Origin of the sequence: Ruania suaedae (genome assembly GCF_021049265.1) — a bacterium.
Classification (GTDB): Bacteria; Actinomycetota; Actinomycetes; order Actinomycetales; family Beutenbergiaceae; genus Ruania; species Ruania suaedae.
In genome coordinates, this window is the sequence record NZ_CP088018.1 from 2,784,675 (window position 1) to 2,804,063 (window position 19,389).

13 protein-coding genes and 3 rRNA genes are annotated in these 19,389 nt (G+C 68.1%); 2 read left to right on the top strand and 14 right to left on the bottom strand.

Annotated elements, in window-relative coordinates; translation table 11 throughout:
• Window positions 1-27 precede the first annotated feature (27 nt).
• The 7 genes from rimI to glmS are packed head-to-tail and all read right to left on the bottom strand — an operon-like array spanning window position 28 to window position 7,602.
• A complete protein-coding gene (rimI, locus tag LQF12_RS16500; RefSeq protein WP_354004675.1) occupies window positions 28-1,404 on the bottom strand; it encodes a ribosomal protein S18-alanine N-acetyltransferase in 1,377 nt (458 codons plus the stop codon).
• Window positions 1,401-2,108, bottom strand: a complete 708-nt coding sequence (gene tsaB / locus LQF12_RS12785) for a tRNA (adenosine(37)-N6)-threonylcarbamoyltransferase complex dimerization subunit type 1 TsaB (protein ID WP_231053305.1) — start codon at window positions 2,106-2,108, stop codon at window positions 1,401-1,403. Before tsaB ends, rimI begins: the two co-directional genes overlap by 4 nt.
• Before the next feature lie 4 nt (window positions 2,109-2,112).
• The gene (gene tsaE / locus LQF12_RS12790) at window positions 2,113-2,670 is read right to left on the bottom strand and encodes a tRNA (adenosine(37)-N6)-threonylcarbamoyltransferase complex ATPase subunit type 1 TsaE (RefSeq protein WP_231053306.1); all 558 of its coding nucleotides are present in this window, start codon (window positions 2,668-2,670) and stop codon (window positions 2,113-2,115) included.
• Between the two features lie 4 nt (window positions 2,671-2,674).
• Entirely contained in the window at window positions 2,675-3,844 is a 1,170-nt protein-coding gene (alr, locus tag LQF12_RS12795) for an alanine racemase (protein ID WP_435531190.1), read from the bottom strand.
• Between the two features lie 26 nt (window positions 3,845-3,870).
• The gene (locus tag LQF12_RS12800; protein WP_231053308.1) at window positions 3,871-5,370 is read right to left on the bottom strand and encodes an NAD(P)H-hydrate dehydratase; all 1,500 of its coding nucleotides are present in this window, start codon (window positions 5,368-5,370) and stop codon (window positions 3,871-3,873) included.
• Window positions 5,367-5,723, bottom strand: a complete 357-nt coding sequence (locus tag LQF12_RS12805) for a holo-ACP synthase (RefSeq protein WP_231053309.1) — start codon at window positions 5,721-5,723, stop codon at window positions 5,367-5,369. Before LQF12_RS12805 ends, LQF12_RS12800 begins: the two co-directional genes overlap by 4 nt.
• A gap of 19 nt (window positions 5,724-5,742) precedes the next feature.
• Complete coding sequence (glmS, locus tag LQF12_RS12810; RefSeq protein ID WP_231053310.1) at window positions 5,743-7,602, bottom strand: glutamine--fructose-6-phosphate transaminase (isomerizing); 1,860 nt, start codon at window positions 7,600-7,602, stop codon at window positions 5,743-5,745.
• Window positions 7,603-7,658: 56 nt separating this feature from the next.
• Here glmS and coaA point away from each other — a divergent pair, with 56 nt between their 5' ends.
• Both coaA and LQF12_RS12820 read left to right on the top strand, forming a co-directional pair.
• A complete protein-coding gene (coaA, locus tag LQF12_RS12815; RefSeq protein ID WP_231053311.1) occupies window positions 7,659-8,624 on the top strand; it encodes a type I pantothenate kinase in 966 nt (321 codons plus the stop codon).
• 3 nt (window positions 8,625-8,627) lie between these two features.
• A complete protein-coding gene (locus LQF12_RS12820) occupies window positions 8,628-10,139 on the top strand; it encodes a carboxylesterase/lipase family protein (protein ID WP_231053312.1) in 1,512 nt (503 codons plus the stop codon).
• 50 nt (window positions 10,140-10,189) lie between these two features.
• Here the strand turns inward: LQF12_RS12820 and LQF12_RS12825 are convergent, their stop codons facing one another.
• From LQF12_RS12825 to rplM, 7 genes are all read right to left on the bottom strand, one after another.
• Window positions 10,190-10,837, bottom strand: coding sequence for a DedA family protein (locus LQF12_RS12825; RefSeq protein ID WP_231053313.1), 648 nt, complete (start codon window positions 10,835-10,837; stop codon window positions 10,190-10,192).
• 242 nt (window positions 10,838-11,079) lie between these two features.
• Window positions 11,080-11,197: ribosomal RNA gene (gene rrf, locus LQF12_RS12830) — 5S ribosomal RNA — on the bottom strand.
• A gap of 113 nt (window positions 11,198-11,310) precedes the next feature.
• Window positions 11,311-14,431, bottom strand: a 23S ribosomal RNA gene (locus LQF12_RS12835).
• Window positions 14,432-14,765: 334 nt separating this feature from the next.
• Window positions 14,766-16,289, bottom strand: a 16S ribosomal RNA gene (locus tag LQF12_RS12840).
• The 16S, 23S and 5S rRNA genes sit together here, the layout of an rRNA operon.
• Before the next feature lie 674 nt (window positions 16,290-16,963).
• A complete protein-coding gene (gene glmM, locus LQF12_RS12845; protein ID WP_231053314.1) occupies window positions 16,964-18,310 on the bottom strand; it encodes a phosphoglucosamine mutase in 1,347 nt (448 codons plus the stop codon).
• 100 nt (window positions 18,311-18,410) lie between these two features.
• Window positions 18,411-18,902: a 30S ribosomal protein S9 gene (gene rpsI / locus LQF12_RS12850; protein ID WP_290370697.1), complete on the bottom strand. Its 492-nt coding sequence runs from the start codon at window positions 18,900-18,902 to the stop codon at window positions 18,411-18,413.
• 40 nt (window positions 18,903-18,942) lie between these two features.
• A complete protein-coding gene (gene rplM / locus LQF12_RS12855; protein ID WP_231053315.1) occupies window positions 18,943-19,386 on the bottom strand; it encodes a 50S ribosomal protein L13 in 444 nt (147 codons plus the stop codon).
• Between the last annotated feature and the right edge of the window lie 3 nt (window positions 19,387-19,389).

Below are 19,389 nucleotides of genomic sequence, written 5' to 3' on the forward strand. Positions count from 1 at the left end.
TACGCCCGCGTGGGGGCGGCGTCGGCGCTAGTCGAGCCCGGTGGCCACCGGCCGTGCTTCGTCGGCCGACCACTGCGACCAGGACCCGGGGTACAGGCGGGCCTCGATGCCGACGGCGGCCAGCGCCGCCACCTCGTGTGCGGCGGTCACGCCCGATCCGCAGTACACCACCACGTCCTCGGCGTCCCGGGCACCGAGCGACTCGAACCGGCGGCGCAGCTCATCGCTGGTGCGGAACTGCTGGCGCTCGTCGAGGTTGTCGGCCGTGGGGGCGCTGACGGCGCCGGGGATGTGACCGGCGCGGGGGTCGACCGGTTCCACCTCACCGGCGTAGCGCTCCTGCGCACGGGCGTCGAGCAGCACCCCGCGTGCGGGGGTGGCGGCGGCCTCGTCGGCGTCGGCGACCGGCATGTGATCGGGCGAGAGCGTGATCGTGCCCGGGGCCACCTGCACCTCCCCGTCCTCCATGATGCCGCCGTTCTCGCTCCAGGCGCGCAGGCCACCGTCGAGGATGCGCACATCCGGCACGCCCGCCCAGCGCAGCAGCCACCAGGCCCGGGCTGCTGACATCCCACCGGAGTCGTCGTAGACCACGACCGGATCGCCGTCATCCAGACCCCACCGCTCGGCGGCGGCCTGCAGCGTCTCCAGGCTCGGCAGCGGGTGGCGTCCGTCATCGCTGCCGGCGGCGGACGCGAGATCGTGGTCGAGGTCGACGAACTGCGCGCCGGGCACGTGCCCGGCCAGGTAGAAGCGCCGCCCGTCCGGCTCGGCGAGCGACCACCGCACGTCCAGCACCGTCAACGGCACGCTGGAGGAGATCAGCTCGGCCAGCTCGTCGGCGGAGATCAGCACCCTGCGGCGCAACGGGTCTGCCTCGGTCATCGCTTGCGTCTCCTCGACTGGCTCGACGATCTCCGCGCCCACGGGGCCGGGACTCCTGCTCGCTCTCAACCGTAACCGCATGACCACCGCGTCCGCCCCCTCGGGCTGGTAGTACCCGCGCCGCACGCCCAGCGCCTCGAACCCGAACGAGACGTACAGCGCCTGCGCCCCGGCGTCGGTGGCACGCACCTCCAGCAGCACGCTCTCGGATCCGGCCGAGCGAGCCCGGCCGATCAGTTCGGCCAGCATCCGCCCGGCGTGCCCGCGGCGGCGGTGCGCCGGGTCGACGCCCACGGTCATCACCGAGGCGTCCACGCCGAGGGCGATGCCGGCGTACCCCACCAGGTGCGAGCCGGTCACGGCCGCCACGTAGGCGCGATCCGGCAGCGCGAGCTCGTCCTCGTAGACCTCCCGGCTCCAGCTCGCCGGTCCGAACAGCACCGGTTCGAGTGCCATCACGGCCGGCAGATCCGAGCGCAGCAGCGGCCGCAAGTCCGCCGAGCCTGCGGCCGCAGTCACCGGCCGGTGGGCTGTCCGGCGGCCACGTGCACGTCCGGCCGGCGCAGGTAGAGGGCGTCGGTGGGCTGGGCCACACCGGCCTCGGCGCGCTGCAGTGCCAGGCGCCCCAACCATGCAGGATCCACGACGGCGGCCCCCGCCCGCGCGGGGTCGCTCACCTGGGCGGCCAGCTCGTCCGGATACAAAGCCAGTCCCCGGCCCACCACGCTACCTGCGCGCACCAGGTCCTCATGGTCGGCGGCCACCTGCGCGGCTGCGGCGACGCCCGGCCCGGCCACGATGTGCACCCCCGCGGACTCCTCGCGCCGGTACCGGCCCCAGTACACCTCGCGGCGGCGCGCATCGGTGGTCACGAGCACCTCCGCACCCCCGGCGGCGTCCTCCAGCGCCGCGGCCGCGATCGCGTCCAGGGAGCTGACACCATGCACCGGCACCTCGCGCGCCTGGGCGAACAGGCGCGCCGTCACCAGTCCCACCCGCAGTCCGGTGAAGGGCGCGGGCCCGGTGCCCACGGCGATCGCACTCACGTCGGAGGCCTCGAGACCACACGACTGCAGGCATCCCACGATCAGCGGGGTGAGGTTCTCCACGTGCCGGCGCGGGTCGTCGCTGCGGGCGGCAGCAAGAATGCGCCCCGCGCTCAGCACCGCCACCGCGGCCCCGTCAGAGGTGTCCAGGCACAGCAGGAGGGAGTTGGGGGTCACGTCCCTACCCTACGACCGCGCCCGGCAACTCGACCCCGTTCCAGCGGGCGCCGACCGGGCGCAGCACCACCCGCCGGGGCTGATCGGCGGCGGCGGCCTGCCCCAGCTCGACGCCCGCGCCCTCGACCCCGCGCGGACGCACCAGGTCGATTTCGAGCCGGTCCTGCGCGAGCCCTTCGACCAGCCCGGCGCCCCACTCGACCACGGTGACCGACTCGGCCATCGAGGAGTCCAGGTCGAGCGCGTCGACCTCGGCGATGGAGGCGAGCCGATAGGCGTCCACGTGGATCAGACCTGGCCCGTCCCCGGTGGGCGCGTGCTCGCGGGCGATGATGAAGGTCGGTGAGGCGACGCGCCCGCGCACGCCGAGACCCTCGCCGATCCCCTGGGTCAGGGTGGTCTTGCCCGCGCCGAGGTCGCCGGTGAGGATCACCAGGTCACCCGCGCGCAGCACCCGTGCCAGGCGACGGCCGAGCTCCCGGGTGGCGGCCGCATCGGTCAGCTGCCTCGCCGTGGCCCCCGCCTCGGCCTGCTTCCCGCTCGCCCGTGCGCTGCCCGTCATCTGCTCATGCTCCTGTCCCTCGGTAGACCCGCGGCACCCGGGGCCCGATCTGCGTGACGATCTCGTAGCTGATCCCCCCGACGGCGTCCGCCCAGTCCTGCGCGGTCGGCTCGCCCTGGGAGCCGCTACCGAACAGCACGGCCTTCTCGCCCGCGGCCACCGGCAGGTCACCCACGTCCAGCACGAACTGATCCATGCACACCCGCCCGGCGATACGCACCTGCCGTCCGGCGACCTGCACCGGTGCGGCGTTGCTCGCCCGCCGCGGGATGCCGTCGGCATAACCCAGCGGCACGGTGGCGAGGGTGGTCAGGGCGGAGGTGACGTAGGTGTGGCCGTAGGAGACGCCCTGCCCGGCCTCGGCCCCCTTGACCACGTGCAGATCCGCCTCCACCCGCATCGCCGGGGTGAGTCCGACCTGGGGCGAGGGGTGTGTCTGCGGCATCGGGGAGAGTCCGTAGACGGCGATCCCGGGCCGCACGAGGTCGTAGTGCGCCTGCGGCACCGCGATGGTGCCTGCCGAGTTCGCCAGATGGCGCACCTCCACCCGGGCACCGGCGGCCTCGGCACGCCGCACGGCCTCGTCGAAGACAGCGATCTGGTCGCTGACACCGGGCTGACCGTCCTCGTCGGCGCGGGCGAGGTGGGACCAGACGCCTACCAGCCGGACGAGACCCTCGGCCTCCAGCCGGAGCGACTCGTGCAGCATCTCGGTCCAGGTGTCCAGGAACGACCCGCCGCGGCCGAGCCCGGTGTCGACCTTGAGGTGCAGCCGGGCGGTGGTGCCGGTGACGCGGGCGGCCGCGGCGATCTCGGCGAGCGCCCAGGGCGCCGGGGCGGAGATGTCGATGCCGGCTCGCAGGACGTCGGCCAGCGGAGCACCGGGGCCGTACAGCCAGGTCAGCACCGGGGCCGTGATCCCGGCAGCGCGCAGCGCCAGGGCTTCGGGCAGCTGCGCGGCTCCGAGCCAGTCGGCGCCTCCGCGCAGCGCCGCGCGTGCCGCCGGCACCAGCCCGTGGCCATAGGCGTCACCCTTGACGACGGCCATCAGTTGCGCGGTCGGCGCACACTCGCGCAGCCGGCCGACGTTCGCCGCGATCGCGTCCAGGTCGACGACGGCGCGTCCCGGGTAGTAGGTCACGGCTCCAGTCTGCCACCGCAGCGTAGCCGCCATGCGCGCTCGCGGGGGCGTCCTCCCGCTCACCGGAGCAGCTGCGCCACCGTTGCCGGCAGGGCCGCCACGAGGTCCGACGGCACGATCGGCCCGCCGGGGTTGGCGTGGTGGGCGGCCAGTCCGTGCACGAGTGCGGCGGCCGCGGCGACCTCGGCGGCCGGCGCCCGCGCTGTGGCCAGCAGCGCGCCGGCGACCCCGGCGAGGACATCACCGGTGCCGGCCGTGGCCAGCCAGGGCGGGCCGTCCGCCTGCGTCAGGAGAGCGCCGTCGGGGTCGGCGATCACGGTGATCGCTCCCTTGAGCAGCACCGTCGCACCGGTGGTCTCGGCCGCGATCCGTGCCCACCGCGCCGGTTCGGCCTCCACCTGAGCCCGGTCCACCTCGTGGCCTCGCCCGCCCAGCAGCTCGGCGAGCTCGCCGGCGTGCGGGGTGAGCACACTGCGCCGCCGCCGGTTGACCTGCGGGTCGGTGGGCAGCGCGGCGAGCGCCCCGGCGTCCCAGACGATCCCCGGTAGCGGCGCATGCGAGCGGGCGGCAGCCTCGTCGGCCTGCGCCACCAGGTGCAGCGCCCGCTCCCGGTCGGCGGCATCGCTCATTCCCGGGCCGAGCACCAGGGCCTGCACGCGCCCGGCGCCGGTGACGACCTCGGGGTAATGATCGAGCACCCGGTCGGCAACCGCGGGCTCGTCGACCAGGTAGCGGACCATCCCGCAGCCGGTACGCAGCGCCGCGCCCACGGTGAGCACCGCCGCACCCGGATAGCGAGCGGATCCCGCGACGACGCCGAGCACGCCGCGGGTGTACTTGTGGTCGCCGACGCCCGGGACCGGCCACAGCCGGGCGACGTCGGCGGGCTCGAGGCGGCGCACGAGCGGTTCCTGGCCTGCGAAGGCGGCACCCAGATCGAGGTCGAGCACCTCGACCCGGCCGGCGAGCCCGGCGGCCGGGGGCAGCAGTAGCCCAGCCTTCATGGCCCCCATGGTCAGCGTGCGGTCGGCGCGTAGCACCGGCCCGTCGACCGGCCCGCCCTCGGCGCCCGTCCCGCTGGGGGTGTCGACGGCCAGCACCCGGACCGCCCGTTCCTGGCGCAGGCCCGCCAACCGATCCACGACGGCGGCGCTCGCCCCCCGCAACCCTCCTCGCGCCCCGATGCCGGCCATCGCATCGACCCAGACCTGGGCGAGGGCGGCCTCGCGGAGCCAGGCGTCGCCGTCGGAGGTCAGCAGCCGGACGCCGCGGCACCGGGCGTACTGCGCCCCCTCGAGGTGGACGTCCTCCCGCACGAGCAGCGCATCGACGCCGATGCCGCGCTCGGCGAGCAGCCCGGCGGCGTAGAGGCCGTCGCCGCCGTTGTTCCCGCCGCCGACGAGCACGAACACCCGGGCGCGATGGCGCGGCAGGTGGGCCAGCTCGGACCGGACGGCCGCGGCGACGCCCTGGGCGGCCCAGCGCATCAGCGGACGGCCCTCCGCCAGAGCCGGTGCCTCGGCGGCGCGGACGGCGTCGGCTCCGTAGCCGCAGATCATGGGTTCCCCTCCGCGATCGCGACCGCCGACGCGATCCCGGCGTCGTGCGAGATCGACAGATGCCACGAGGCCACGCCACGTGCCTGCGCGGCGGCGAACACGGTGCCGCGCAGGTCGACCACCGGTGCGCCTCCGGGTACCCGGTGCACGGTCGCATCCTGCCAGCTCATGCCCCCCGGGGCGCCGAGCGCCTTCGCAATGGCCTCCTTGGCCGCGAACCGTGCGGCGAGCGAGGCCGGAGGCAGCTCGCGCTCGTCCGGGGTGAACAAGCGCTCGCGCAGCCCGGGTGCGCGCTCGAGGGTGGCGAGGAAGCGCTCCACGTCCACCACGTCGATCCCGACACCCACGATCACGCGATCACGTCTCCATCCGCTACTCGACCGTGACCGACTTGGCGAGGTTGCGCGGCTGGTCCACGTCCAGGCCCTTCGCAGTCGCGAGGGCGGCGGCAAAGATCTGCAGCGGGACCACGGTCACCAGCGGCGCGAGCAGCGTCGGGGTCTGCGGCACGCGGAAGACGACGTCGGCGAACGGCTCGACGGCGTCGTCCCCCTCCTCGGCGATCACCAGGGTGCGGGCACCGCGGGCCCGGATCTCCTGGATGTTGGAGATGACCTTGGCGTGCAGCGCATCCCGCCCGCGTGGGGAGGGCGCGATGACGAAGACAGGCTGCCCCTCCTCGACGAGCGCGATCGGGCCGTGCTTGAGCTCGCCGGCCGCGAACCCCTCGGCGTGGATATAGGCGAGCTCCTTGAGCTTGAGTGCACCTTCGAGCGCGACCGGGAAGCCGACGTGGCGTCCGAGGAACAGCACGGTGGGTTCGTCGGCGAGCTCACGGGCGACCCGCGTGACGTGGTCCTCGGTGTCGACCACCTGCTGGATGCGCTCAGGCATCAGCCGCAGCTGCTCGAGGTCCTCGGCGATCTCGTCGGGGAACTTGTTGCCTCGCAGCTGCGCGAGATAGAGGCCGAGCAGGTAGCAGGAGGTGATCTGGGCGAGGAACGCCTTCGTCGACGCGACGGCGACCTCGGGACCGGCGTGGGTGTAGAGGACCGCGTCGGACTCGCGCGCGATGGTCGAGCCGTGGGTGTTGACGATGGCGAGCACCTTGGCACCCTGCTCGCGGGCGTGACGCACGGCCATGATCGTGTCCATCGTCTCCCCCGACTGGGAGACCGCCACGACGAGCGTCTTCTCGCTGACCACGGGGTCGCGGTATCTGAACTCGTGCGCCAGCTCGACCTCCACCGGGATGCGGCACCAGTGCTCGATCGCGTACTTGGCCACGTGCCCGGCGTAGGCGGCCGTGCCGCAGGCGACCACGACGATCTTGTCCACCGAGCGCATCACGGTCTCGGAGATGCGCATCTCGTCCAGGATCAGCTCGCCGGTCTCGCCGATACGGCCGAGGAGGGTGTCGGCCACGGCCTGGGGCTGGTCGTGGATCTCCTTGTTCATGAAGGTCGCGAACCCGCCCTTGACGGCCGCGTCGGCCGACCAGTCGACGGTGAAGCGGCGCGGCTGGACGACCGTGCCGTCGGCCGCGGTGACGACCACGTTTTCGGCGGTGATCGTGACGATCTCGTCCTGGCCCATCTCCATGGCCTCGCGAGTGGAGGCGATGAAGGCGGACACGTCACTGCCCAGGAAGTTCTCCCCCTCGCCCAGGCCGATCACCAGCGGCGAGTTACGCCGTGCACCGACGACGGTGCCCGGCTGGTCGGCGTGCACGGCGAGCAGGGTGAACGCACCCTCGAGCCGTTCGACGACCTGGCGCATGGCGGCGGTCAGGTCGGCCGTCTGCGCGTAGGCCCGGCCGAGCAGGTGGGCGACGACCTCGGTGTCGGTCTCGGAGAGGAAGGTCACGCCGTCGCCCGCCAGCTCGCTCTTGAGGGAGTGGAAGTTCTCGATGATCCCGTTGTGGATGACGGCGAGGCGCCCGTCGGCGCCGAGGTGGGGGTGGGCGTTGACGTCGGTGGGGGCGCCGTGGGTGGCCCAGCGGGTGTGGCCGATCGCGGCGGTGCCCTCCGGCAGCGGATGCGCCTCGAGCTCACCGACGAGGTTGGTCAGCTTCCCGGCCTTCTTGGCCGAGGCGAGACCGGCCGGGGCGGCGATCGCGATGCCGGCCGAGTCGTACCCCCGGTACTCGAGCCTGCCCAGGCCCTCCATGACGACGTCGAGCGGGCGGCTGCTCGCAGCCGCGGGCCCGACGTATCCGACGATTCCGCACATGGGCCCAGCGTAACGGCGAGTACACGGCAGGACGGCAGGAGTGGAAGAGTAGGAACGTGACTGCATCCGACCTCGCTCGGACCGGCGCACCGGTGAGCCCCTACGTGGAGTTCGACCGCAGCGCCTGGAGCCGGCTGTCCTCGTCCACACCGCTACCGCTGACCGCTGACGACGTCGAACACCTCCGTGGCCTGGGCGACCCGATCGACCTGGCCGAGGTGGACACCGCCTACCGCCCGCTCTCCCGGCTGCTGACGCTTTACGTGGCGGCCTCGCAACGGCTGCGGGCGACGACGTCGACATTCCTGGGTGAGCGCACCAGCCGCACCCCGTTCGTGATCGGGATCGCCGGCTCGGTCGCCGTCGGGAAATCCACGGCGGCACGCGTACTGCAGGAGCTGCTGCGCCGCTGGCCGGAGACGCCGAGAGTGGAGCTGGTGACCACCGACGGCTTCCTCTACCCCAACGCCGAGCTCGAACGCCGGGGCCTGATGCAGCGCAAGGGTTTCCCGGAGTCCTACGACCGCCGGGCGCTCATCGACTTCCTCATCCAGGTCAAGGCAGGGGCCGATCGGGTCAGCGCCCCGGTCTACTCCCACCTCACCTACGACATCGTCCCCGGCGGATCGGTGGAGGTCCGCGCGCCGGAGGTCCTCATCGTCGAGGGACTGAACGTCCTGGCTCCGGCACGGGTGACGGCCCAGGGCGAGACCTCGCTCGCGGTCAGCGACTTCTTCGACTTCTCGATCTACATCGACGCCGCGACCGCGGACATCCGCCGATGGTACGTCGAGCGGTTCCTGGATCTGCGCCGGACGGCCTTCGCGGACGAACGGTCCTACTTCCATCGGTACGCCGACCTCGACGACGCCCAGGCCCGCGAGCGTGCCGCCCAGATCTGGCGGTCGATCAACGAACCGAACCTGCTCGAGAACGTGCTGCCCACGCGGGGTCGGGCGACGCTGGTGCTGACCAAGGATGGCGACCACCGGTTGAGCCGGTTCGGCCTACGGAAGATCTGACCGGTGCCTCCCACCGGCGAGACCGTGCGGGTCGAGACCCGCAGCGGCACGGTGCGCGGACAGGCGCGCCCCGCGTCGCTCGCGTTCCGGGGCATCCCCTATGCGGCGGCGCCCGTGGGCGCGCTCCGGTTCGCGGCGCCCGCGCCCCATCCCGGGTGGGACGGCGTGCGGGACGCTCGCACCAACGGGCCGACACCGTCCCTGGGCCCGGTGGGTGAGGGCTACTCGATCCCGGAGCCGGTGGTGGCCGGGGAGGAGATCCTCAACCTCAATGTCTTCACCCCGGGCACCGACGCCCGGTTGCCGGTGTACGTGTGGGTGCACGGCGGTAGCTACGTCGGCGGGTCGCCCGGTGGTCCCTGGTTCGACGGTGCCTCCTTCAACGCCTCGGGCGTGGTCGTGGTCGCGATCACCTACCGGCTCGGGTTCGAGGGCTACGGGGACATCCCCGGGGCGCCGTCGAACCGGGCACTGCGCGACATGATCGCGGCGCTGGAGTGGGTCCAGGAGAACATCGCGCGGTTCGGCGGCGACCCGCGGCAGGTGACGCTCGGCGGCCAGAGCGCCGGCGGTGGCGCGGTCCTGGCCCTGCTCGCCGCGCCGGCTGCTGCGGGTCTGTTCCGCGCCGCGGTCTGCCACTCGGGCCCGCTGCCCGACATCGACGTCGCCACGGCCGCGCGGGTCGGACGCGAGCTCGCGTCGGCCTGCGGGGTCGAGCACAGCGTCCACGGCTGGCGCGAGGTCCCACGGCCGGCCATCGTCGCGGCCGAACGCGCGACCGGCGCGGCTGATCTCGTCTCGGCGCTCACCAATCTGCACCGCATGCTGGCCGGGGTGGAGCCGGTCACGACCTTCGGGCCGGTCCTCGACGGCGATCTCCTCCCCACCAGCGGGGCGGAGCTGCTCGAGTGCGACCCGTCCGTTCCGCTGCTGCTCGGGACGACCAGCCATGAGTTCAACCTGGTGACCGCACCGATCGAGCGGTACCTGGCTCGCGGAGTCGGCGGCGCCGTGCTGATGGGCATGGGGCTGGCGCCGAGGCTCGCCCGTGCCTATCCACGTGCCTTCCCGCAGTGGAGCCCGGCCGAGCTCCTCGGCCAGGCCGTGACCGGCCGGGTCTTCCGCATCCCCGCGGTCCGGGTGGCGATGGCCCGGGAAGCGCAGGCCCGGGGCCGCACCTGGATGTGGGACTTCCGGTGGCGCTCGCCGGTCTCCGGGCGAGCCGTGCACTGCGTCGACCTGCCGTTCGCGTGGGGACGGCTGGAGGCCGAGCGGGTGAGGAGGATCGCCGGCCCACACCCGCCTGACGAGCTGGCCAGGGAGATGCACGCGGCGCTGGTGGCCTTCATCGCCGGCGCTCATGCCCCCTGGCCCGCGTTCGGTCTCGACGCACCGGTGGGCCAGGTCTGGGACTCCCCCTCCTGGACCGCACGGGACCCCTACCGGTTCGAACGCATCGCCGCCGAGGTGGTTGGCTACGCCGGACCCGCGACGGAGCGCAGTACGACGGCGTGAGGGCGTCCTGTCGCCAATGGCGCACCAGCCGTTCCGGGCGCGCCTCCCTCTCAGGGCCGGGAGTGCAGCGCTCCGGTGTCCCCCGACTCCTTCTTCTGCTCGTACTCCAGCACCTGGGCCACCGGGTCGACTCCCCGACGGCGCAGCACCAGCCGGACCACGCCGTCGACGGCGAATCCCAGCACCACACCGAGCGCCACCCCGGCGACGACCCCGAGGATCGGGTTCGCGTGCAGCGCCGCCCCGGCACCGGCGCCCAGAGCGATCGAATAGCCCGCCCACATCACGGCCGCCACACCCGCAATCGGCACGAAGCGGCGATAGGGGTAGCCCACCGCACCGGCCGTCATGTTGACTGCCACTCGTCCGATCGGCACATAGCGCGCCGCCAGGATGAAGACGGCGCCGCGCCGAGCGAGGGCATGCTCGGCCCAGGCCAGGGTCTTCGCACCGCGCCTGGTCCGGAAGATCCGGAACCGGTGGATCGGGAGTTTGGTCCCGATCAGGTAGGCGATGTTGTCCCCTACGAAGGCACCAGCGGCCGCGACCAGCCCGATCAGCCACAGGCTCGGCGCCTCGTGCGAGATCGACAGACTCGTGAGCGCAATGACCACCGACTCGCTCGGGATGGGCGGGAAGAAGCCGTCCACGATGCAGCAGACCAGCAGGACGAGCAGGACCCACGGCGACGCCGCCATCTCCAGGACGGGACCTTCTACAGCTTCTAGCACCGGTGCTCCTCGGGTGTGTATGCGCTCCGACCACCGTACGCAACGCTCGGGCCGCAGGCATCAGGGTCTCCCCCGAATCATCCCTGACGATGTCCCTGACGACGTCCGACCGTGGTCGGATGTGTGCGGCCGCAGCGGCCGGACATCAGAGCACCGCCACCACGCAACAAGGGCCACCCCGTGGTGGGGTGGCCCTTGTTGGAATGGGTGTCCGGCGGTGTCCTACTCTCCCACGACCTCGCGGTCGCAGTACCATCGGCGCTGAGGGGCTTAGCTTCCGGGTTCGGAATGGGACCGGGCGTTTCCCGCCTCGCTATAGCCGCCGTAACTCTATGGAGATGACATGGCACCGCCCGACTCACCCCGCCGAATGGGGGGTGGTGGGGGTGGCGGTCTCTCGGGAACCGCACAGTGGACGCATACACGCAGTGATTATGTATTGTGGTAAGTCATCGGCGTATTAGTACCGGTCAGCTTCACACCTTTCGGTGCTTCCACGTCCGGCCTATCAACCCAGTAGTCTAGCTGGGAGCCTCTCACACCTCGAGGGTGTATGGAAATCTCATCTTGAAGCAGGCTTCCCACTTAGATGCTTTCAGCGGTTATCCCTTCCCAACGTAGCTAACCAGCCGTGCTCCTGGCGGAACAACTGGCACACCAGAGGTTAGTCCGTCCCGGTCCTCTCGTACTAGGGACAGCCCTTCTCAAATTTCCAACGCGCGCAGCGGATAGGGACCGAACTGTCTCACGACGTTCTGAACCCAGCTCGCGTACCGCTTTAATGGGCGAACAGCCCAACCCTTGGGACCTACTCCAGCCCCAGGATGCGACGAGCCGACATCGAGGTGCCAAACCATGCCGTCGATATGGACTCTTGGGCAGGATCAGCCTGTTATCCCCGGGGTACCTTTTATCCGTTGAGCGACGGCGCTTCCACGAGCCACCGTCGGGTCACTAGTTCCGACTTTCGTCCCTGCTCGACATGTACGTCTCACAGTCAAGCTCCCTTGTGTACTTACACTCGCCACCTGATTGCCAACCAGGCTGAGGGAACCTTTGAGCGCCTCCGTTACTTTTTAGGAGGCAACCGCCCCAGTTAAACTACCCACCAGGCACTGTCCCTGATCCGGCTTACGGACCGAGGTTAGATGTCCAGAACGACCAGAGTGGTATTTCAACGTTGACTCCACGAACGCTGGCGCGTCCGCTTCATAGTCTCCCACCTATCCTACACAAGCCGTACCGAACACCAATACCAAGCTATAGTAAAGGTCCCGGGGTCTTTCCGTCCTGCTGCGCGTAACGAGCATCTTTACTCGTAGTGCAATTTCGCCGAGTTCGCGGTTGAGACAGCGGAGAAGTCGTTACGCCATTCGTGCAGGTCGGAACTTACCCGACAAGGAATTTCGCTACCTTAGGATGGTTATAGTTACCACCGCCGTTTACTGGGGCTTAAATTCTGAGCTTCGCCACCGAAGTGACTAACCCGTCCTCTTAACCTTCCAGCACTGGGCAGGCGTCAGTCCGTATACATCGTCTTGCGACTTCGCACGGACCTGTGTTTTTGATAAACAGTCGCTTCTCCCTGGTCTCTGCGGCCTTCCACGCTCACCACCGCTAGGGTGGATCACGCATCCGGCCCCCCTTCTCCCGAAGTTACGGGGGCATTTTGCCGAGTTCCTTAACCACGATTCTCTCGATCGCCTTAGTATTCTCTACCTGACCACCTGAGTCGGTTTAGGGTACGGGCGGCTAGAACCTCGCGCCGAGGTTTTTCTAGGCAGCATAGGATCACCCAATCATCCAGCATACGCTGTCACCATCAGCTCTCAGGCACATGAGGTACGGATTTACCTATACCTCGCCCTACAGCCTTGGACGTGCCAAGCCATAAGACACGCTGGGCTACCTTCCTGCGTCACCCCTGTTACTACGCTTACCTACTACCGGTTCGGGTCGCGCGCTCGGCTCACCCGTCCCCCGAAGGGGATCAGATGAGCGTTGGGCGCTTAGCATCACCGGGCTCGGTATGGGCGGTTCTTCGCCGGTACGGGAATATCAACCCGTTGTCCATCGACTACGCCTGTCGGCCTCGCCTTAGGTCCCGACTTACCCAGGGCGGATTAACCTGGCCCTGGAACCCTTGGTCATTCGGCGGACGGGTTTCTCACCCGTCATTCGCTACTCATGCCTGCATTCTCACTCGTGTGGCGTCCACGGCTGGATCACTCCGCCGCTTCACCCCCCACACGACGCTCCCCTACCCATCCACGCACCTGGACCCACCCGCAAGGGGTAAGCCAAGTCAATGCATGAATGCCACAGCTTCGGCGGTATGCTTGAGCCCCGCTACATTGTCGGCGCAGAATCACTTGACCAGTGAGCTATTACGCACTCTTTCAAGGGTGGCTGCTTCTAAGCCAACCTCCTGGTTGTCTGTGCAACTCCACATCCTTTCCCACTTAGCATACGCTTAGGGGCCTTAGCTGGTGGTCTGGGCTGTTTCCCTCTCGACTACGAAGCTTATCCCCCGCAGTCTCACTGCCACGCTCTCACTTACCGGCATTCGGAGTTTGGTTGACGTCAGTAACCTGGTGAGGCCCATCAGCCATCCAGTAGCTCTACCTCCGGTAAGAAACACGTGACGCTGCACCTAAATGCATTTCGGGGAGAACCAGCTATCACGAAGTTTGATTGGCCTTTCACCCCTATCCACAGCTCATCCCCCCAGTTTTCAACCTAGGTGGGTTCGGTCCTCCACGCGGTCTTACCCGCGCTTCAACCTGGCCATGGATAGATCACTTCGCTTCGGGTCTAGAGCACGCGACTCAATCGCCCTATTCGGACTCGCTTTCGCTACGGCTTCCCCACACGGGTTAACCTTGCCACGTACCACTAACTCGCAGGCTCATTCTTCAAAAGGCACGCTGTCACCCCTGCTAGGGAGGCTCCAACGGATTGTAAGCATTCGGTTTCAGGTACTATTTCACTCCCCTCCCGGGGTACTTTTCACCTTTCCCTCACGGTACTTGTCCGCTATCGGTCACCAGGTAGTATTTAGGCTTACCAAGTGGTCTTGGCAGATTCACACGGGATTTCTCGGGCCCCGTGCTACTTGGGATACTCATCAAGAGGTCACGCGATTTCGTCTACGGGAGTAACACCCTCTATGCTTGGCCTTTCAATGCCATTCGACTATCACGCGACTTTCTGACTCTTTGCCGACCCGGCAGGATCGACCGATGAGTCCCGCAACCCCATGAGTGCAACGCCTGCCGGCTATCACACACCCATGGTTTGGCCTCATCCGATTTCGCTCGCCACTACTCTCGGAATATCTTTTCCTGTGGGTACTGAGATGTTTCACTTCCCCACGTTCCCTCCACACACCCTATGTGTTCAGGTGCAGGTAACCGGGCATGACCCCGGCTGGGTTTCCCCATTCGGAAATCCTCGGATCGAAGTTCGTTTGCCAACTCCCCGAGGCTTATCGCAGGCTACTACGTCCTTCTTCGGCTCCTGGTGCCAAGGCATCCACCGAATGCTCTTAAAAACTTGCCACAAAAATCAAAGATGCTCGCGTCCACTGTGCAGTTCTCAAGCTACCGACACTCACCCACCCGCAGCACCAGCATTACGCCAGCACCCGAGAAGACGGTGCACAACCAACCAACAAACCCCAAAAAGCGAGCTCATTGCCTGGGACACCCAACAGTGTGTTTGCCCCACCCACCAGCGCCCATCAAGGCACCGGTGAAGCGAAGAGCAGTGATCGATGTTCCACCCAAATGCAAAGCACCACCCCCGGAACACTCGCCCGAGGCGTGGCACGCCACCACTCGCGCCCCCAAAAGGACACACGCAGCAGCGAGCTTCACTATGTGAAACTCCTTAGAAAGGAGGTGATCCAGCCGCACCTTCCGGTACGGCTACCTTGTTACGACTTCGTCCCAATCGCCAATCCCACCTTCGACGGCTCCCCCCACAAGGGTTGGGCCACCGGCTTCGGGTGTTACCGACTTTCATGACGTGACGGGCGGTGTGTACAAGGCCCGAGAACGTATTCACCGCAGCGTTGCTGATCTGCGATTACTAGCGACTCCGACTTCATGGGGTCGAGTTGCAGACCCCAATCCGAACTGAGACCGGCTTTATGGGATTCGCTCCACCTCGCGGTATCGCAGCCCTTTGTACCGGCCATTGTAGCATGCGTGAAGCCCAAGACATAAGGGGCATGATGATTTGACGTCATCCCCACCTTCCTCCGAGTTGACCCCGGCAGTCTCCTATGAGTCCCCACCATCACGTGCTGGCAACATAGGACGAGGGTTGCGCTCGTTGCGGGACTTAACCCAACATCTCACGACACGAGCTGACGACAACCATGCACCACCTGTACACCAGTGTCCAAAGAGACCCACATCTCTGCGGGCTTCTGGTGTATGTCAAGCCTTGGTAAGGTTCTTCGCGTTGCATCGAATTAATCCGCATGCTCCGCCGCTTGTGCGGGCCCCCGTCAATTCCTTTGAGTTTTAGCCTTGCGGCCGTACTCCCCAGGCGGGGCACTTAATGCGTTAGCTGCGGCGCAGAATCCGTGGAATGGACCCCACACCTAGTGCCCAACGTTTACGGCATGGACTACCAGGGTATCTAATCCTGTTCGCTCCCCATGCTTTCGCTCCTCAGCGTCAGTAGTGGCCCAGAGACCTGCCTTCGCCATCGGTGTTCCTCCTGATATCTGCGCATTCCACCGCTACACCAGGAATTCCAGTCTCCCCTACCACACTCTAGTCTGCCCGTACCCACTGCAGGCGCGGAGTTGAGCCCCGCGTTTTCACAGCAGACGCGACAAACCGCCTACGAGCTCTTTACGCCCAATAATTCCGGACAACGCTTGCGCCCTACGTATTACCGCGGCTGCTGGCACGTAGTTAGCCGGCGCTTCTTCTGCAGGTACCGTCAGCCGAAGCCTTCTTCCCTACTGAAAGAGGTTTACAACCCGAAGGCCGTCATCCCTCACGCGGCGTCGCTGCATCAGGCTTTCGCCCATTGTGCAATATTCCCCACTGCTGCCTCCCGTAGGAGTCTGGGCCGTGTCTCAGTCCCAGTGTGGCCGGTCACCCTCTCAGGCCGGCTACCCGTCACCGCCTTGGTAGGCCATCACCCCACCAACAAGCTGATAGGCCGCGAGCCCATCCCTCTCCAAAATTCTTTCCAGATACCCTCATGCGAGGAGACCTGAATATCCAGTATTAGACGCCGTTTCCAGCGCTTATCCCGGAGAAAGGGGCAGGTTACTCACGTGTTACTCACCCGTTCGCCACTAATCCACGGTGCAAGCACCGCTTCATCGTTCGACTTGCATGTGTTAAGCACGCCGCCAGCGTTCGTCCTGAGCCAGGATCAAACTCTCCGTAAAAGATTCCATCAACACCCCGACCACGAAGGCCAGAGCATCAACAAACCATACGAAACAAAAATCCCGGCAGATGCACACCCCAACGAGGCAGGGCACACATCAACCAATAAAAAACTGGCATCAATCACTATCAAACACACTGTTGAGTTCTCAAACAACGAACGCGCACCGCCACGATCCCCACGGGGACCCTGATCGGGACTTGTCGCCGACCCCGGCTCTTCAGCAGTGGGAACGACCGGAGGTCCATCCTACCGCATCCGGACCGTCCTACGCACATGGCGGAGGGCCGTCTTTCCGAGGGCTGCTCCGGCGGGATCGGCCACCTTGTCGGTGTCCGTTCCTCCCTGCTCCGGGGCAACGAGTAGATACATTACGCACGCCGCGGGGCCCGGTCAAATCCCGGCCGAGGCGGGGCCGGGGCCGGCTCGGCCGGCCCCGGCAGCGCCCTGCCACGAGCGACAATCGTTGCGCTGGTGCCGATTCGGACGGGTCCGAGGTCGCCGGCGCCGGGCCGCGAAGGCGGTATCGGGGCGCTCCGAGCGATGAGATCGAGGCGGGATGTGCTTCAGCACACACGGGCAGCTCGTCCCGGCACGCGTTGCTCGCCAGACGACGATGCCCGGGACGTCACGGGTGGACGTCTCGGGCATCGGGCGCAGGGCGAGAGCGGGTCAGTCGAGTCCGAGCCGGTCACGGACCACGTCACTCAACATCCCGGCCTCCTGCTCGGCCTGCTCGAGGGTCGCCGCTTCGACCATGACCCGCACCAGCGGCTCGGTGCCCGAGGACCGCAGCAGGACCCGCCCGTGCTCGCCCAGTCGTTCTTCCGCAGCCTCAACGGCCTGATTGACCACCAGGTCCTCGCGCACCCTCGCCTTGTCCACCCCGGGAACGTTCTGGAGGACCTGCGGCAAACGGGTCATCACCCCGGCCAGGTCCGCCAGCGGCCGACCGGTCTGGGCCACCCGCGCAGCCAGATGGAGGGAGGACAGGACGCCGTCGCCGGTCGTGGCGTGCTCGGCCAGGATGATGTGGCCCGACTGCTCCCCCCCGAGCCCGTATCCGCCGGCATGCATCCGTTCGAGGACGTACCGGTCCCCGACAGCGGTCTGCTCGACCGCGATGCCCGCCTCACGCATGGCAAGGAGCAGACCGAGATTGCTCATGACGGTCACCACGAGCGTGCTCGAGGGGAGAGTGCCGGCCTCGTTCATGGCGACGGCGAGGATGCCCATGATCTGATCACCGTCGACGATCGCCCCGGTGTGGTCGACAGCCAGGCACCGGTCGGCGTCACCGTCGAAGGCCACCCCGAAGTCCGCCTCGGAGGCGACCGTGACCGCCTGCAGCTGCTCGGGGTGCGTCGATCCGCACTTCTCGTTGATGTTGCGACCATCGGGCGAGGCGTTGATGACCACCACATCGGCGCCCGCCGCGCGTAATGCTTCCGGGCCCACCACGCTGGCGGCTCCGTTCGCGCAGTCCACGGCGATCCGCAGCCCGGTGAGGTCGGCGTCGATGCTGCCCAGCAGGTGTTCGATATAGGTCTCACGGGCCGACCCGTGATCGGTGGTGACGCGGCCGACGTCGGCCCCGGTGGGCAGGTCCCACTCCTCGTGCAGGCGGGCCTGGATCTCATCCTCGACCTCATCGGGGAGCTTACGCCCCCCACGCGCGAAGAACTTGATCCCGTTGTCGGGCATCGCGTTGTGCGAGGCCGAGATCATGACGGCGAGATCGACCTGATCGGCGTGGGTCAGATGAGCCACCGCCGGAGTCGGCAGGACGCCGAGATCCTCGACGTCGACCCCGGCGCTCGCCAGCCCGGCGATGACCGCGGAGGAGAGGAACTGCCCGGAGATGCGCGGGTCCCTCCCCACGATCGCCCGGGGGCGATGGCCCTGGCGGCGCTCGGTGACCACATGGGCTGCCGTGGCCCCCAGCTGCAGCGCCAGTAGCGCCGTCACCTCGCGGTTGGCGAGTCCTCGGACCCCATCGGTCCCGAACAGTCGAGCCACGCGCTCGTCCTTTCCCTGCGTCGCCCCGGCCGGAGCCGGGCTGGATACACGGAAGGCCCCGGACGACGTCGAGTCGTCCGAGGCCACTACCGCGAGCGCGTCAGCGCTTGGAGTACTGCGGAGCCTTACGAGCCTTCTTGAGACCGGCCTTCTTGCGCTCGGTCACGCGTGCGTCGCGGGTGAGGAAGCCGGCGCGCTTGAGGGAAGCGCGGTTGGAGTCCTCGTCGATCCCGTTCAGCGCCCGGGCGATCGCCAGGCGCAGCGCGCCGGCCTGGCCGGAGGGGCCACCGCCGTCGATACGCGCCACGACGTCGAAGCGCCCCTCGAGGTCGAGCAGCGTGAACGGGGAGTTCACGAGCTGCTGGTGCAACTTGTTCGGGAAGTAGTCCTCGAGCGTGCGCCCGTTGACCTTCCAGGTTCCGGTGCCCGGCACGAGGCGGACACGGGCGACGGCTTCCTTGCGGCGGCCGAGTGCCTGGCCGGGTGCGGTCAGCGAGCTGCCACCACCGGTGGTCGGGGCGGTGCTCTCAGAGGTGTACGAGCTCGGGGCGTCGCCCTCGAACTCCTGGGTCTCGGCGGTCGTCTGGGACACGGTTCTCCTCGTTCAGTGCGTCAGTGGCGCGGACGTCGCGTTACTGCGCGACCTGGGTGATCTCGAAGGTCTTCGGCTGCTGCGCACCGTGCGGGTGCTCGGCCCCGCGGTAGACCTTGAGCTTGCGCAGCTGGGCACGGCCCAGGCGCGTCTTGGGGATCATGCCCCGGATCGCCTTCTCCACAGCCCGCTCGGGGTTCTTCTCGAGGAGCTCGGCGTAGTTGGTCGCCTTGAGCCCGCCCGGGTAGCCCGAGTGGCGGTAGGCGATCTTCTTGTCCCGCTTCGCACCCGTGAGCGCGATCTTGTCGGCGTTCACGACGACGACGAAGTCACCGCCGTCCACGTGCGGCGCGAAGGTGGGCTTGTGCTTGCCGCGCAGCAGTGCGGCAGCGTGGCTCGCCAGTCGCCCGAGCACCACGTCGGTAGCGTCGATGACGTACCAGGAGCGCTCGGTGTCGCCGGGCTTGGGGGTGTACGTACGCACGGT

What these genes read in the sequence shown, in the direction of transcription:
- glmS (WP_231053310.1), bottom strand. Translation starts at nt 7,602, where the DNA reads ATGTGCGGAATCGTCGGATACGTCGGGCCCGCGGCTGCGAGCAGCCGC.
- LQF12_RS12825 (WP_231053313.1), bottom strand. Translation starts at nt 10,837, where the DNA reads ATGGCGGCGTCGCCGTGGGTCCTGCTCGTCCTGCTGGTCTGCTGCATC.
- alr (WP_435531190.1), bottom strand. Translation starts at nt 3,844, where the DNA reads ATGGCGGCTACGCTGCGGTGGCAGACTGGAGCCGTGACCTACTACCCG.
- tsaE (WP_231053306.1), bottom strand. Translation starts at nt 2,670, where the DNA reads ATGACGGGCAGCGCACGGGCGAGCGGGAAGCAGGCCGAGGCGGGGGCC.
- LQF12_RS12800 (WP_231053308.1), bottom strand. Translation starts at nt 5,370, where the DNA reads ATGATCTGCGGCTACGGAGCCGACGCCGTCCGCGCCGCCGAGGCACCG.